This is a genomic window from Yersinia massiliensis CCUG 53443, from assembly GCF_000312485.1.
Classification (GTDB): Bacteria; Pseudomonadota; Gammaproteobacteria; order Enterobacterales; family Enterobacteriaceae; genus Yersinia; species Yersinia massiliensis.
Genome location: NZ_HE997644.1, coordinates 690,542 through 705,523 on the forward strand (window position 1 = coordinate 690,542; position 14,982 = coordinate 705,523).

The following is a 14,982-nucleotide window of genomic DNA, read 5'->3' on the forward strand; positions in this document are numbered from 1 at the left end:
TGGGGTGAATGAGACTAAAGCTAATGCGTTTGGGGCTGATATGTCGATAACACCTGCGCCGTTATTGACGGCAAATCATCTCTCCTATCATGTTCAAGGGCAGCGGCTGATTCATGATGTTTCGCTGCAAATCGCCAGCGGTGAAATGGTAGCCATTATCGGACCCAATGGCGCAGGGAAATCCACCCTATTGCGGTTGCTAACCGGCTACCTTGCCCCCTCTGATGGCGATTGCCAGCTACTGGGCAAAAATCTAAGCAACTGGCAGCCACAAGCATTGGCTCGAACCCGAGCGGTGATGCGTCAATACAGTGATTTAGCGTTCCCCTTCAGTGTCAGTGAAGTCATTCAGATGGGCCGCGCCCCTTATGGCAAGGCGCAGAATGATCAAGCGCTGCAAGAGGTCATGGCGCAAACGGATTGTCTGGCGCTGGCTCAACGTGACTACCGAGCATTATCGGGTGGCGAGCAACAACGTGTTCAGTTAGCTCGTGTGTTAGCCCAACTGTGGCAACCAGAACCTTCACCGCGCTGGTTGTTTCTGGATGAACCCACCTCCGCACTGGATTTATATCATCAGCAGCATACGCTGCGCTTGCTACGCCAGTTGACCAATCAAGAGCCGCTAGCCGTTTGTTGCGTGCTCCATGATTTGAACCTAGCGGCGTTGTACGCAGACCGCATTTTACTGTTGGCGAAGGGTGAGTTGGTCGCCTGTGGTACACCGGAAGAAGTGCTCAACGCAGAAACATTGACTCAGTGGTATCAGGCAGATCTGGGGATTTCACGACATCCGGAGACTGCCCTACCGCAAATATATCTGCGCCAATAGACTGGGCTGCATCCAATAGATTGCTTTTCGCTTCAACTTAAAACCCACCTCTGGTGGGTTTTAGCAACGTCCACACAGTGCTGGTTGCGGTGAGAACAGACAGATCGTAAAGACGCCGTAAAATCATCCCTGATGGCTCGAGCCGCGCCATCCTTGGCGCGGACGCTTTACTCTTCCGTCTGTCCTCACCGTTTCCGATCGAGTCATCAGGTTTTCATCGGCCTGAATCGAACTATGACTGATTTTGTATTTCAGCCACTTTAGGTTCATCTTCCGCCATTAATGCATAAATCGTCTTGCCGACTTTCTGTACTGCCCGCTCAATCTCTGCCGTCATCGGCTTGCTGTAACTCAATCGAAGGCAGTTACGATATTTTCCTGAAGCAGAACTGATCGACCCTGCCGAGACTTGCACACCCAGCGGCAACAAACATCGATTAAGGCGCAAACTATCGAAACCATGTGGTAACTCAACCCACAACATAAAGCTCCCCTCCGGCCTGCTCAGACAGGTGTTGGGCGGAAAATACTTCATCACCCAACCGGTCATAATGTCACGGTTACGTTGATATTGGCGGCGCATGCGGCGCAGGTGCTGCATGTAATGCCCCTGCTTGATGAATTCCGCCATCGCCAATTGCGGCAGTGAGGCCACCCGCCCAGCAGAGATATATTTCATGTGAAGCGCTTTATCTAAATAGCGACCCGGTGAAATCCAGCCAATGCGTAAACCGGGTGCCACCGTCTTCGAAAAGGAGCTACACAACAATACCCGCCCGTCATCATCGAATGAGGCGATAGTCGGTGGGCGCGGATATTGATAAGCCAATGCGCCATACACATCATCTTCAATAATGGCGATATCATAGCGCTGCGCTAACGTCAGCAATGCTTTTTTACGCTCAACTGGCATGGTGTAGCCCAGCGGGTTATTGCAGGTTGGTGTGAGCTGAATTGCCTTAATCGGCCATTGATCTAGCGCCATTTCTAAGGCTTCCAGACTAATACCGATAACTGGATCAGTGGGGATCTCTATCACCTTCATGCCCATCCCTTTTAGGGTCTGCATCGCGCCATGAAAACTGGGGGAATCAACCGCAACAATGTCTCCTGGCTGACAAACGGCCCCTAATGCTACCGACAGTGCACCATGGCACCCCGAGGTGATGATAATGTTTTCCGCCGATTGGTGGTTACCGCTATCGAGCATCAGCCGAGCAATTTGCTCACGTAATACCAGCGAACCGTAAATATTGTCGTACTCCAGAATTTCTTCGCGCTGATGAAGGCTCACTCGGCTCAACAGGCGAGTGAGTATTTTTAACCCCGGTCCGGAAAGGTCAGGCGAGCCAATACCCAAATGAATGACATTCTCTTGGTCGCCACGCGTTAAAAATGCCAGTACATTTTCCCATTGAGAGATTTCTACCGGTCGCTGTGCGTGACTGCATGTCGCAGGTAATGAAGGGAGATTCGAACTGCAACGCACGAAGTAGCCTGACTTGGCACGCGCTTCAATGAGCATGCACTCTTCGAGTTGCCGATAAGCCTGCTGCACTGTACTGATACTGACTCCATGTTCGTCACTTAGCACTCTGACCGAAGGGAGCCGCTCCCCTGCCGCATATAGCCCTTCTTTAATCCGCTGACTCAGAATGTCAGCCAGTTGTTGGTAACGCGTCATGGAATTCACCTGATAATTGATTAAGGACCAGTACAGATAGCTTAAATTTACACCATTCAGATTATATAGCCCGCATCTGTATTAAAATAATACTCTTATTTTGCATCTGTCATGTTTTCCGCCAAAGTTTCATGCTAGTGACTCACCTACTGACGGGGAGTCAATAATGAATAATATAATTGAAGATCAAATAGATGAATGCTGCTCGTCAGCGATGCGAGCAAAACAAAGCCGCCGCAATATTTTCATTCGCTTATGGCTTAAAGCATACAGATATACTTGTCGCTGGAATGAGCTGCGCAAAACGGCCAATACCATGGCGCGTTTGAATGCCGCTCAGTTAAAGGATATTGGCTTAACACGGGAAGATATCAAGCGAGACTACAGCCGCCCATTTTGGCGTTGATGTAAGGTCATTTGAATACGGCTGAACGGGCTGAATTCAGCACATACTATGCCGAATCCAGCCCTGTTCTATCAAAAATCATGGCCACGATAGCCAGTGCAAAACGCTTTTTGATAAAAACCGAGAGCCACAATTGTGGAGTTTCTAATTGCAGAAATAATCGATTAAATGCGAGTGATAATTATAGGAGTAAGATGATTCAGGATTTGAATCTATGTGCCACAATAGCCGCCAGATAGGTGACAACGATGCTTCGACATGACGTAATGCGCCTACACTCAGTTATTGGGTTAATTATGGCACTCACTTTCGGGCTAACCGGTTTTATGAAAAAGATTGGGTTCGTTGCTTCACGTCGCTATTTTTCGCTGCTATGCCTATTACTAGCACTTATTTTTACCTCTGCAACAGGTACTGTTTTTGCCGCCACCGCATCAGACGCCACGTCTGACAGCAGCGAAGAACCGGCAAAGCCGGCGGTATCTGTGCAACTGATTAGCCTGCAAAAACAGCTCGATAAGCTGAAGCAGAACATTTCTGTCAGTGCGTCCGATAACCAGTTAAGTGTGCTCAATGAGACCGCCTTAGCCTTGGTTCGCGATGCCGATATATTACTCGCCGACTTGAAACCCAAGCGCGAGCAATTGCAAGCGCAATTGGATGTGTTAGGCCCGCCACCTGCCGCCGGAGCCTTACCCGAAACGTCTGTCGTGGCGCAGCAACGGCGGGTGCTGAACACGCGTAAAGTTCAGCTCGATGGTCAGAATGATCAAGCTCAGTCCATTAGAACCAATGCCGATAATTTGGTCACGCAGATCACCGCCTTACGGCGCACCGCCCTGAAATCACAAATCGCCTTAAATTCCGGGAGCATTCTGGGAGCACATTTCTGGGCACCGATCGTCAACCCGAATGCCGATGATGACAGCCGATTAAAAAATTTTATGCAAGAACTCGGCGACGCTTGGAATACCGCTTGGGACCCTGAATGGCGTTTGGGTACGTCAATGTACCTGCTGCTGACACTGCTGATCGGCGCATTTGGCTTTAAGTTCCTCGATATCCTGACCGCTTGGTTCTGCACCAACTGCCTTCCACAAGGCCCATTACGTCGTAGCTTTATGGCATCGGCTACCACGTTATCGACCGTGCTCATTACCGTGACGATGGCACAATGCATCACTCAAGCTTTTACCCGCTCGCCGGACACATCACAGCTAGTGATGGATTTTTCGCTCGCGTTTGTTCAACTCATGTTCTTCTCTGCGCTAGTCGCCGGTTTAGGGCGTGCATTTTTATCCAATCAGCGCCCTTCATGGCGTTTACCCGCGATTGCCGATGAAGTCGCCATCTCGCTGAAACAATTCCCACCGTTATTAGCCAGTTGTATCCTGATTTTTGGCGCGATTGATCAAATGAACAATATGATCAATATCAGCGTCTCAGCGGCCATTTTTGGTAATGGCATCTCGGCGCTGTTAATGGCACTCACCGCCGCCATTATTCCATTACGCGCCAATCGGGTGCGGCGTAAACTCATCATCAGTGGTGAAAAGCCTGAAGCCTATTCCACGCTCGCGGGATTGATTCATTTCGCCATCGGCATTACAGCCGTTGCCATATTATTGTCACTGTTGGTCGGCTATATCGCGCTCGCAAAATTCTTAAGCTACAAACTGGTATGGAGCTGCCTGGTTCTGGCATGTCTCTATTTACTGATTCATCTCTTCGTCGATACAGCAGAAAGTCTCTTTTCCCCCACCAGCAGTGCCGGTAAAGCCATCAAACAATCGCTGAATATTGACGATCGTCATTTAGCACAAGCGGCAACGTTATTATCCGCCACCAGCAAAGTGGTTCTGATACTGCTCGCGATTATCGCTCTGCTTAATGGCACCTTCGGCTCAACGACCCCGATTTCGTTACTGCAAAAGGCCATGGAGCTGCTCAGCGGCGAAGGACTGGAAAAACTCAATATTGTCCCAACCAACTTATTGAATGCCGTCATTTGCCTGATTGTTGGGATATATGTATTAAAAGCGGCATGCCGTTGGTTAAATAATGAATTCCTGCCCAAAACCCAAATGGATAACGGCATAAAAACCTCGGCGGTCACCCTGTTCAGTAATATTGGTTACGTGCTGGTGATTTTACTGACGTTATCTGTACTCGGTATCCAATGGAATAAATTAGCCTGGATTGTCAGCGCCCTGTCGGTGGGTATCGGTTTTGGTTTACAGGAGATCGTGAAAAACTTTATTTCCGGCATTATCTTGCTGACCGAACGGCCCGTAAAAGTCGGGGATTTGATCAGTATCAGCGGAGTGGAAGGTGATATTCGCCGTATTAATGTCCGTGCAACTGAAATCCAGCTCAGTGATCGTTCGACTGTTATCGTCCCGAACTCCCAATTGATTTCTCAGAATGTACGCAATGCCACCATGGCCAATGCTCAAGGGGTGGTGACTATCGCGCTAACCTTCCCCCTCGATTTAGATGTTGAATTGGCGCAAGCACTGCTGATAGAAGCTTACGAGGAACATGAGTCGATACTCGCCACGCCCGCTCCATCGGTGAAATTTAGCCAGTTAAGCCCTGATGGTATCGTACTCAGTGTGACCGGTTTGGTCCCCAGCCCACGCATGGTCAGTACAACCAAAAGTGCGTTGCTCTTCAGCATATTAACGCGATTGAGAGCCGCAGGTGTTTCGTTGGCGGTGGCGACTAATAGAGCCGCACCGATAGATAATTAGTGCTCGTAACCAGAAAGATTCAGCGAATAAAGAAAGAAACAACCACCTGTGACCGTTTCTTTCGTTATCGTGGTACTAAGATACAATCTCTGGCACTGTGCTGGCCTCGACAAGATAGTCCAGCACGTCTTGAACCCGATACCACTCCATCCAAATACGGTCCTCAAGTGGCTGTTGACTGTATTTCTCCACGGATGACACCAACTCCAGCATCTCTAAAGAATCCAGATGCAGATCGATAATCAGCCGCGATTGCCTATCAATACATTGTGCCTGCCCTGCATAGCTACGGATCTGAGTGAGTTCATCCAAAAGCCAGCAAAAGTGTGAATGTTCAATGGTCATACACGACCTCCTGATGCCTTGTCTTGTTGGTCTACTGACACTAGTTTGTCGTTGTCTTGCCCATTCAGATTAGACCCTAGCACTTCCTTATATTTTCCCTGCTGGGCAAGTTGTTCATAGGATACGCTTCGCTGGGATGGGCTAACTGGTCGGGGTGATTTTGGTTGAGTTTTATCCGTAGCCTTATCGTTATGTTTCCGGAATAGATCAATAAGTTCAGAAGAGCGCTGCGCTTCATTCATTCCCATAAATTCAGAACCAAACACATTAACGGATTTAGGTGCTTGGGTGCTCTCAGTCTCCTTTGCCTTCTTGATATCAGCGCGTTGAGATTCTGTAAGCGATGCATTTTTTTGAGCAAGGTAACTCGTGTCACTATTTCTGTAGCTCGATGATTGGCTGGAACCCAATGTTGCACCATTGGTCAGCGCCACGACCGGCACATCTCTGTATGACGGAAGAGCGTTCCTTTGAGTACCAAAGTAGCCCCCCTGTGAGTTAAGTTGATATGTGGTTTTCTTCACGGGCGCTTTCGGTGAAGCATCATTGATCTGAGTTTTCACCAAGCTTTCAATACCATCTATCTCATCATTAACGACAAATTTCTCTTTTTTAATCAATGATATGTGGGTTTTAGATACAGTGATAGCCGGTTGCGATTGTTTTTCTATCTTAATTTCTTCAGGTGCAATCTTTTCAGGTTGACCCTTTGCTGCTGGTACGATGACATCAGGAATATCTGCACGGCGAGTTGGCGGAGTACGGCCCTGCGATACCGGGTCTTTCGGTAAAGTCATTCCGGCTACTGCATCTGCCAAGTTACTGATTTTGGTGATCAATGGAGCCAATTCACCAAGATTGACATTAATGATAGGGGCAACAGTAATCGTAGGAGCAACATTGTTCACCGGTGAGAATACCGGTGAAAAATTACCGGCAGACGGAAGAGTCGGTGATGCCATATTATAATCAATAAGAGGTGCAGACATGGGCGAGCGTTGAAAAGATGCTTTAGTATGGGGCGACGATGCGGGCAAGCCCATATTATAATCAACTGGTGGTTCGGCTGGCGGCAAAGTTTGCGAATGTTGTTCAGCTTGCGGCAGTGAATCTGGACCTGCATTATTTCCAAGTAATCGGGCGATAATTTCTGTCTTATGTTCTAACGCCGTCATCAAAGAATGCATTTGAGCAGCTTTATCATTCACCTCTTTATGATTAATAAAACCTTTCTTCAGTTCATTAATTTGTTCATCGATAGTTTTATTCAGTTCAGGATAAAGAGACTGTATAACCTCTTCAGGGTTTTCTCTTAGACTCTGAAGTTCCGCTTTAGGTAAGACATTTGATAGCTTCTCGATGATATCTGGATAAACAGATTCTTGCAGATATTGATTGCAAACTTTATCAAGATTATCTTGCTGACCTATTCCTTTTTCGGTTAACCCCAATTGCTTAAACAGAACGGCATTAAACTTCTCTAATGCACTATTGGCGGTCTTTTCTTTTGAGCCGTCGTTCGACAACTGAAGCATTGATTGATAGAACTTCACGGCTTCGCCTTTCACTTTCCCCATTTTATCTTCAGGCAAGAGATTAAAGAGTGCGAGAGCAGATTTTGTGCAATGAAGCATATTAGAGGTGATAACAGAACAGTCACTACCTTGGCTCATCACCTTAGTGAAATGTTGTAAATCATTAGCCTTGGGCAATTCTTTACTGATCAGTTTGTGGAAGTTATTAATATGTTTCGTGTCATCAACATCACTCAATGCTTTTCCTTGAGCAGAGTTAGTAGAGAAGGAAATACAAGTATTACCGTCCGGCAAAGAGCTCTTCGTGTAGGGACCCTGTTCAGTTGTAGAAGAAATACCACTAATAATATCAGCTAAAGAAGAATTTCCACTATTGTGTGAAAGCTGTTTACCAGTATCCTTTAGTAGTACTACAGGGGTCCTTGTATTAACAGTCGGTGTAGGCATCGTAATATCCTGTTTTAAAATGGTTTATAAATCTCGCAATGCAACACCGCTTACGAGTTTGAAAAAAAATCAATTCACACGGCATAACTGCTATGTGAATAAGAAATAAAAATTTGGATGACAGTCAATTTTCAGTTTCATAAACTGTAATACATTGATGTAAAGTAAGAAAACGGATAATAGCCACCTTCCGAAATATTGCTGACACTATTAATAACATAGGAAATTTGCGATAAGTGTCCAATACCGATAAATATGGGTAATGCAAGCGAGGAATATACAATCGGCCGATTAGAAGCAGGTAAAGAAGAGCTAATACTTATACCCTGAGGTTGTATTATTCGCCCTGAATACATCTGAGTAAAAGGCATAAAATAATCTCCAATTAATGGAGCGGCAAGAAAACGCCTGCCGCCATTGAATTACTGCATATAACCGGCATTATAACGGTGTAAGTCTTCTGTCATTTTGGTTAGTAACTGGATCATCGTTTCAAAGGTGCTATTATCTTGACGGAATCTTTCCAGTAGTTGCGAAACGTTACTATTTACCGAGTTCTTTTGGCTATCGATAGCCGTTTGTAAACTCTGAAAACTTTGTGACAACATACTCGCATTTGTCCAGATGTTATTGTTACTACCGTTATTCGCTATTAAGCTTTTATAGATATTTCTGACAGGTTCTAAGTTAGGAAGAATACTTATTTGGTTATTTCCCCCATGCTTAACAATAAAACCAGGCTCTAGCTTTTTCTTCCAAAAATCTAGTGCGTGTTTATCACCACTAAAAGTATGCAGGGACTCACCTTCCGAATTACTGGCTGCCCAATTTTTAATCGGAGCTTCTTCTCCCGATTTCTGGCCTGTATATTTTGAAAGTGCATTATCCATTTGCTTTAAAAAAGCCCCAGTATTGAGCACGATGCGACCATCATTTCCTGCACTTATGAAATCACTTATTTTCCCAACCGCAGTATTGACATCTTTCATATACTCAGCTGTTTTTTGGTTGATATCAGAATAAGTTTTCTGATAACCACCATGTATTGTGTTTATCAGACCTTCCAACGCCGCAATATGAGGTGGTGTTCCCTCAGAACCAATTGCTGTCACGGCTACGCCGTTATTCGTTGACCTCTTTGCTCTGGTGAACTGGAAATTTCCATCAACACCGTTGATAGCCGCTGGTGGCGGAAAACCTTTAGCCATTTTGTTATAGCTATCACTACTTCGCTGTAAATCACGATGTAATTGACGTGATTGGCCTTGAACATCATCCGCATTCGTCGACAGCGAAGAATTCATACTATTTGTATATGAATTTGATAAAGGTAACAGAGACTGATTTTGGACCAGTAATAGTGCTGCGGATCTATAGGGATCGTTTTTATCTTGAGACAAGATAAGCGTATCCATTCCTTGCAAGGCCATCGCGGCCAATTGATTTCCCTCACTCTGCGTCATTGGCGTACTTCTCGCATGCCCCCCCACGAGGAGAGGCTGGGGCCGTGATGTGACTATTGCTTCTGCCATTAAGATTACCCCTTCACCAGACTTTGGTTGGTACGTACAGTAGAATCACGCATGGCGCTAATATGTTGGCGCATTTCTTTCACTGCCTCTTGGCTGCGCTCAATCTGTTTCTCTTTGTCGCTGGCAATACCACGCGCAACCTCAGCAGTGCTGTTTTGGATCATCTTGTCCGCTTCGGTCTCTTTGACTGCCGACAGATTTGAGTTATTTGCTAACTGACCAGCATTATCAGACATACGCGTCATCTGCTCAGCAACGCTGCTTTGAGTGCGATATTTATTGGTCTTCTGGTCGTAAGCCTGCCCATTGAGCTCAGCGCGGATACTGACGTCTTGAATGGTCTTCAGATTCGCCTGCTTGCTAACAGCCTGTTCAGCAGGCGTTGGCGTCGAAGCTTGAGATAACTTTGTCTCCGTGTCTGGGGCTGACGTTGGCTTCGTATCTGGCGCTGATGTTGCCTTCATATCTGGCGCTGACGTAGTTTTTACGACTGGAGATGGCGTTGTTGTCACTATTGGAGTCGGTTTTGCACCAATATTGACTCGCATCCCGTCGATCATCACGACATTGCTGGCATCATTGGCTTTTGCTGGAGCTGCTGTTGGTGACGGTACTGCTGCTGGTTTCGCACCGGTATTGACTCGCATCCCGTCGATCATCACAACATTGCTGGCATCATTGGCTTTTGCCGGAGCTGCTGGTGCTGGTGTTGGGGCTGGTTTCGCGCCGGTATTGATTTTCGCCGGAGCTGGAGCATCAATCTTGTGTAGATTACGTGTCATTGTCTGCACCTGAGCGCGGTCAAGATTTGCTGGCTTCAAGTGCTTATTCACTGCCTGATTCTGCTTACTTAAGCCTCGGCCCTGAAATGCAGCACCGGCTCCAACAATGGCGATTGACGTGGCAAATCCCATGATTGCGCCCTTAAAAATCTCCTTTCCTTCTCGGATAGTTGACTCCGCCGCCTTCTCCGTCATATTGGCGCTGAGCGTGGCGAACATGCTGTTAATTCGGCGCTCAGAGATATTGATCTCCGCCATGACTTGACGCAGCATACTGAGCATAAATCGCATCATGTCATTGGTTTGAATGCCGATAAAACGGCTCTCCTTCACCGAATCTTTTGACTCCGCAATGTTGTCTAGACCCTTTTCATCCAATTGCGCAGCCTGCATCTCTTTTAACAACGAACCCGATAACATGGTCTGCGCGGCGGCCGTCAAATTACGCTGTTCAACATCATCAGTCATCAGTGCATCAATCAACACGCGATTGCCAGCGCTCTCATCCGTTGCCGCCATTTCGCGTTGTAAAACTTGGGTAAGTGCCTGCTTTAGCCCCTCAGGGGTGATTGACATGGCAATGCGTAAATCATCTAAACGAGCAGCATTATCTGGATTGTCCAATTCGCCGAGTTGGGTCAACATTTGGCCATGGTCAATACCTACCAAAGGCGCAGTCAACTGTGGCTTCCCGCCCGCAGCGCTAAAGCCACTCGTCATTGAATTAACATCCTGCAAATTCAGCTTGTTAGCGGAGACCTGTTCTTTTCCCGTTGACGTGGGTACCGGGGCAAGGTTTGGGCTCATTCTGACATTTGCGATGTGGGGGGCTTGTTGGATAGTAGTCATCAATAATCTCTCTTGGAATTAATTAAGCAAAACTGCTTTTCATCATGTTGGCTTTCGTATGGCCAGATTCATTCAACGCGGTAAGCATGCCTTCAAAAATCTCATTAATTTGGTCGTATCCTTGACCCATGGACTTAATTAATGCTTTAAGCAGCTCATCAATAGCCTGAATGGCGGTGTTATTTCGCAGCATTTCTGCCAACAGCTCTTTCATATCGCGAATAAGAGAGCTGGCATGTAAATTCAATCCACCACTAACGGCAGCGTTGGTTACACCCAGTGCCATATTGGTACCATTGAGGCCAAGCTCAACTTTGCGGGCGACGACATTAGTGATTTTTCCGGCGTCTTCCGCCTTATCGACGACTTTTGCCACGTCATCTGCTTTGTCTGCAAACTTCGCCAAAGGTTGGCTCAAATTACTTGCTTTACCGCCCACTTTACTCAGCGTACTGGTGAGCTGGCGTGGCAAGGCTTTCACTGCGCTTTTCACCACATTAGTGAGTACTTGCTTACTCGCATTGATAGCCACCTGACCGGCATTCTTGGCAAATGAAGACATTGAGACCAGCGAGAGGGCGAGAAAAGCCACTGCGGCTAATACCATGCCCACAATACTGCCAATCTCTTTGGCCTGATCTTCGGGAACACCGAATGCAATCAACATATTGGTGACAACCGTCGAGATTTCCGCCGCTAGCATCCCCATCAAGCTGCTATTCCCTGTCTCCTCCAGCACAATATCGGCTATTGTCATGGCAAGACCAATGGCGGCGACAGCGATCATCAGTGGCCCCGCCGTTCCTAAACTGGCCACCGTTGCTATCACGGACACGGCTAGCATGATGTAACCGAAAACTTTACTGGCGCACGATGCAGCCTTATTCGCCTCATCCGCTTTTTGCTGAGCTTCCTCCGCTTCTTTTGCTTTTTTTTCAGAATCTCTACGTGAGGCTTCGTTGATGGTTTCCATCACTTCTTGCTGTTGACGCATATTTCTAATGCTGTCGTCGTTCATTGCCTTTTTTAGTTGCGCAGTTAACAGGGTCAGCAGGGCCAATGAGCTCTCCCAACGTTCACCTTCTACTTGTGGCGGGCGTGGGGCACTCTCAATAAAATTATTAATTTCAATGCGGCTGTTGTTTGCTTGCTGCGCAATACTCGTCGCCTGGGTTAACGCCAAGTTATGGTTACTTTCGAGTACTGTGACGTTGAGATTAGCGTCAGTCAGCTTGGCTGCCAAAACAGTCAGTTTGCTTTCTAGCATCGTGATTTTTGCCTGAAGCTGCGTCGTCTGCTCTGTCGTCAACTTTTGGCTATTCTCGGGTACTGGCTTATTACTACCCTCATGAATGAGCTTATTTTGACTTTGCGTCGCCTGTGTATTCGTCGCCTGTGTATTGAGGCTGTCAGTCGCCAGCTTTTGGCCACTTTCCGGCGTCAATACATTGCTTTTGCTCAATATCAATTTGCTGCTACTGAGTTGTGTTTCTAATAATTGTTGCTGCTGCGTAAGACTGAGTACGGTGTCTTTGCCCTGCTGCCAGGCCTGATGACAAATTTCAACCTTATCCGTGGCAGCTTGCAGGTCGTTAAGACCCTGTTCCAATGCTGATAACAATTTATCCCCCTGCTCGCGCAGTGCAGAGGATTCAGCGTTAATTAGCTGTAAACGGCCCCGTAGTTCACTCAAATTATTGCTGTGCAAGAGCTGACGTAATGTCGCAATAGATTCGAACAACGATGCAGAGGCATTAAACCCTTTAGTTTCAAAGGATTGTTGGTTTTTCCCTTCTGTTCGATTGGTCGCACCTTCTTTAGGTTTTTCGGGTGTATTCGCCATTAAGTAGGCCTGCGACAAACTTATTTTTGGTGCTGCGAGTAACGGGCTACCTTCTTGGCGGTGACGACGTTCTTGCTCGTTTGAGGCCAATTCTCGGCAAGCATCCTCGAGTGCTAGCAGATTTTTAGTCGTCTCATTACGTACTTGGTTAATATTCACACCCTGGGTAAAAGTTCGAATATTATTAATACGTTCATTACTCGTTTGTGTTGCATTAACCATATGATTTACCTTGTTAAATCAAGTTGATTCTTCTACCTGCTTTTTTTCAGTCAGATTTCGCTTTAATGCGGTGATATAAACGGAAGATTTTTGCTGTAATTCAGAATCCAATGTCCCGTTATAAGTACTTTCAAAACAATGCAGTGCCGCGCTACTTTTTTTCATCATTAAGTTACATTGACCTGCATGAAATAATGGACGGTAATCATCTTTAGCAAGAACAAAAGCAAGAGAATAAAGTTCTGCTGCTTTGGAATAACGTTTTGTCAGTTGGTAAACTGCCGCTAACCCCATAACATAATCAGTATTATAAAAATCATATATACTGAGAAAACGGAAAAATGTTTCGGCTTCGTCTAATTTACCTTGCTGATAAAACTCATAAGCGTAGGCATAAAGTCCATCCATTGTACTTTGTGGAATACCGTGAATATCTTTATAACTGGCACCATCCATTAATGCCTGACAGACTTCATCAAGAATAACATCCATATCTTCATTTTGGTTTTGCTCTGCAGCATTATTCTGGTTCATATACTCTCCTGGTTTATATTTTAAGAAATATGATGCAGTACCAATGTATGCATCATAGGAAATTTTAAGTGGGTGTTCTTATAAAAAGCGATTTAGACGGTATGGCGGTCGATGTCTCCCTCCTCTTTATTATCCTCGGGGTTATTTTTTGCCTCTAATTGCTCAAGTACGGCATCAATATCAATGCCCATGTTTTCCAGCTCAACACGTATCAGCCAATGAATAATTTTCATCACATCATCTAGCCCTTGTTCATCGATAAAACTGTCTTTACGATAGTTCCGCCACAACTGTCGCGCTAAAGGAATATCCCTCACGACAGGCACCCCTTGTTGCTCGGCATAGGCTATTATCGCTTTTGCTTGTATTCCTTTGGTTTTCATCATGATGAATGGCAACGGGGCGACATCATCATTAAAATAGATTGCCATGGCGATATGTGTCGGGTTTGCCATCACAAAGGTCGAGTCACGGACAGTCGACTTCACTTCTTCCGATAATAATTCCTGATGCAAACCTCTACGGGCACTCTTAATATGAGGGTCTCCCTCGTTATCTTTGTATTCCTTCTTCACTTCTTGTTTTTCCATTTTCAATTCTTTAATAAAGAGGAAAAACTCGGTAAGTGTATCGATAATCAAAACCAATAATGCTACAGCTAGAAAAACAACAATAAAAACAATACACAGATGAGCCCACTGATGAATCATTCCATTAATTGTGGTGCGGTAAAGCATGAATATTTCTTTTCGCCAAAAAACAAAAAACAGTAACGCTGATGTACCAAATACTAATAAATAGAAAAAAGCTTTCACGAACTCTTTTAATGAGCGCATGGAGAATATTTTTTTGATGCCAGAAATCGGATTTAAGCGAGAAAAATCAATTTTTACCGCTTCTGTCGCCAAACGAAAACGACTTTGTAATAGCGAAATAATCGCGCCGGGTAAAAAACAGGCCAGTAGCACAGGCACCACGGCCAATAAGAATAGGCTATATAGCTTATCCAATAATGCTTCGATACCAATTTCAGAAGGGGAGAGTAAAATCTTTTGCAGTAAGCTCCCTAATCCATATAAGCTGGAGAAACCGGAAATAGCCATCGCTCCAGCAACTAATACTACAGCGGCAACCATATCCTTACTTTTAAAACTTTGTCCTTTTTTTGCCGAGTCGCGAATTTTCTTATCGGTAGGCTTTTCTGTTTTTTCTGCCATG

11 protein-coding genes are annotated in these 14,982 nt (G+C 45.8%); 3 read left to right on the top strand and 8 right to left on the bottom strand.

Features of this window, described 5'->3' with window-relative positions:
* Positions 1 to 40 precede the first annotated feature (40 nt).
* Entirely contained in the window at positions 41 to 832 is a 792-nt protein-coding gene (locus BN68_RS12055) for a heme ABC transporter ATP-binding protein (protein ID WP_042806725.1), read from the top strand.
* A 232-nt stretch (positions 833 to 1,064) separates the two neighbouring features.
* Here BN68_RS12055 and BN68_RS12060 read toward each other — a convergent pair whose 3' ends face one another.
* On the bottom strand, positions 1,065 to 2,516 hold the full coding sequence (locus BN68_RS12060) for an aminotransferase-like domain-containing protein (protein WP_019211415.1): 1,452 nt from the start codon (positions 2,514 to 2,516) through the stop codon (positions 1,065 to 1,067).
* Between the two features lie 166 nt (positions 2,517 to 2,682).
* Here BN68_RS12060 and BN68_RS12065 point away from each other — a divergent pair, with 166 nt between their 5' ends.
* On the top strand, positions 2,683 to 2,922 hold the full coding sequence (locus BN68_RS12065; RefSeq protein WP_019211416.1) for a DUF1127 domain-containing protein: 240 nt from the start codon (positions 2,683 to 2,685) through the stop codon (positions 2,920 to 2,922).
* A gap of 296 nt (positions 2,923 to 3,218) precedes the next feature.
* Entirely contained in the window at positions 3,219 to 5,675 is a 2,457-nt protein-coding gene (locus BN68_RS12070; protein WP_042806726.1) for a DUF3772 domain-containing protein, read from the top strand.
* A gap of 75 nt (positions 5,676 to 5,750) precedes the next feature.
* On the opposite strand, the gene BN68_RS12075 is transcribed toward BN68_RS12070, so the two are convergent.
* The 7 genes from BN68_RS12075 to BN68_RS12105 all read right to left on the bottom strand — a co-directional run bounded on the left by BN68_RS12075 (position 5,751) and on the right by BN68_RS12105 (position 14,981).
* Positions 5,751 to 6,020, bottom strand: a complete 270-nt coding sequence (locus BN68_RS12075) for a hypothetical protein (RefSeq protein WP_019211418.1) — start codon at positions 6,018 to 6,020, stop codon at positions 5,751 to 5,753.
* The gene (locus tag BN68_RS12080; RefSeq protein ID WP_145579314.1) at positions 6,017 to 8,002 is read right to left on the bottom strand and encodes a hypothetical protein; all 1,986 of its coding nucleotides are present in this window, start codon (positions 8,000 to 8,002) and stop codon (positions 6,017 to 6,019) included. The genes BN68_RS12075 and BN68_RS12080 overlap by 4 nt, the downstream gene beginning before the upstream one ends.
* Before the next feature lie 422 nt (positions 8,003 to 8,424).
* Positions 8,425 to 9,534, bottom strand: coding sequence for an IpaD/SipD/SspD family type III secretion system needle tip protein (locus BN68_RS22940; protein WP_145579315.1), 1,110 nt, complete (start codon positions 9,532 to 9,534; stop codon positions 8,425 to 8,427).
* A 5-nt stretch (positions 9,535 to 9,539) separates the two neighbouring features.
* Positions 9,540 to 11,165, bottom strand: a complete 1,626-nt coding sequence (locus BN68_RS22945) for an IpaC/SipC family type III secretion system effector (RefSeq protein WP_145579316.1) — start codon at positions 11,163 to 11,165, stop codon at positions 9,540 to 9,542.
* A 22-nt stretch (positions 11,166 to 11,187) separates the two neighbouring features.
* The gene (gene sctE, locus BN68_RS12095; protein ID WP_019211422.1) at positions 11,188 to 13,230 is read right to left on the bottom strand and encodes a type III secretion system translocon subunit SctE; all 2,043 of its coding nucleotides are present in this window, start codon (positions 13,228 to 13,230) and stop codon (positions 11,188 to 11,190) included.
* Between the two features lie 18 nt (positions 13,231 to 13,248).
* Positions 13,249 to 13,764 carry a type III secretion system translocator chaperone SicA gene (gene sicA / locus BN68_RS12100; RefSeq protein WP_019211423.1) on the bottom strand — a complete coding sequence of 172 codons (516 nt, stop codon included), beginning with the start codon at positions 13,762 to 13,764 and terminating at the stop codon, positions 13,249 to 13,251.
* A gap of 92 nt (positions 13,765 to 13,856) precedes the next feature.
* Positions 13,857 to 14,981 carry an EscU/YscU/HrcU family type III secretion system export apparatus switch protein gene (locus BN68_RS12105; RefSeq protein ID WP_019211424.1) on the bottom strand — a complete coding sequence of 375 codons (1,125 nt, stop codon included), beginning with the start codon at positions 14,979 to 14,981 and terminating at the stop codon, positions 13,857 to 13,859.
* Position 14,982: the final 1 nt, after the last annotated feature.

Bases quoted from the DNA above. Each gene is read 5' to 3' on its own strand.
- sicA (WP_019211423.1), bottom strand. From the start codon at position 13,764: ATGAACCAGAATAATGCTGCAGAGCAAAACCAAAATGAAGATATGGAT.
- BN68_RS12080 (WP_145579314.1), bottom strand. From the start codon at position 8,002: ATGCCTACACCGACTGTTAATACAAGGACCCCTGTAGTACTACTAAAG.
- BN68_RS12105 (WP_019211424.1), bottom strand. From the start codon at position 14,981: ATGGCAGAAAAAACAGAAAAGCCTACCGATAAGAAAATTCGCGACTCG.
- BN68_RS22945 (WP_145579316.1), bottom strand. From the start codon at position 11,165: ATGACTACTATCCAACAAGCCCCCCACATCGCAAATGTCAGAATGAGC.
- BN68_RS12065 (WP_019211416.1), top strand. From the start codon at position 2,683: ATGAATAATATAATTGAAGATCAAATAGATGAATGCTGCTCGTCAGCG.
- BN68_RS12070 (WP_042806726.1), top strand. From the start codon at position 3,219: ATGGCACTCACTTTCGGGCTAACCGGTTTTATGAAAAAGATTGGGTTC.
- BN68_RS12060 (WP_019211415.1), bottom strand. From the start codon at position 2,516: ATGACGCGTTACCAACAACTGGCTGACATTCTGAGTCAGCGGATTAAA.
- BN68_RS22940 (WP_145579315.1), bottom strand. From the start codon at position 9,534: ATGGCAGAAGCAATAGTCACATCACGGCCCCAGCCTCTCCTCGTGGGG.
- BN68_RS12075 (WP_019211418.1), bottom strand. From the start codon at position 6,020: ATGACCATTGAACATTCACACTTTTGCTGGCTTTTGGATGAACTCACT.
- sctE (WP_019211422.1), bottom strand. From the start codon at position 13,230: ATGGTTAATGCAACACAAACGAGTAATGAACGTATTAATAATATTCGA.
- BN68_RS12055 (WP_042806725.1), top strand. From the start codon at position 41: ATGTCGATAACACCTGCGCCGTTATTGACGGCAAATCATCTCTCCTAT.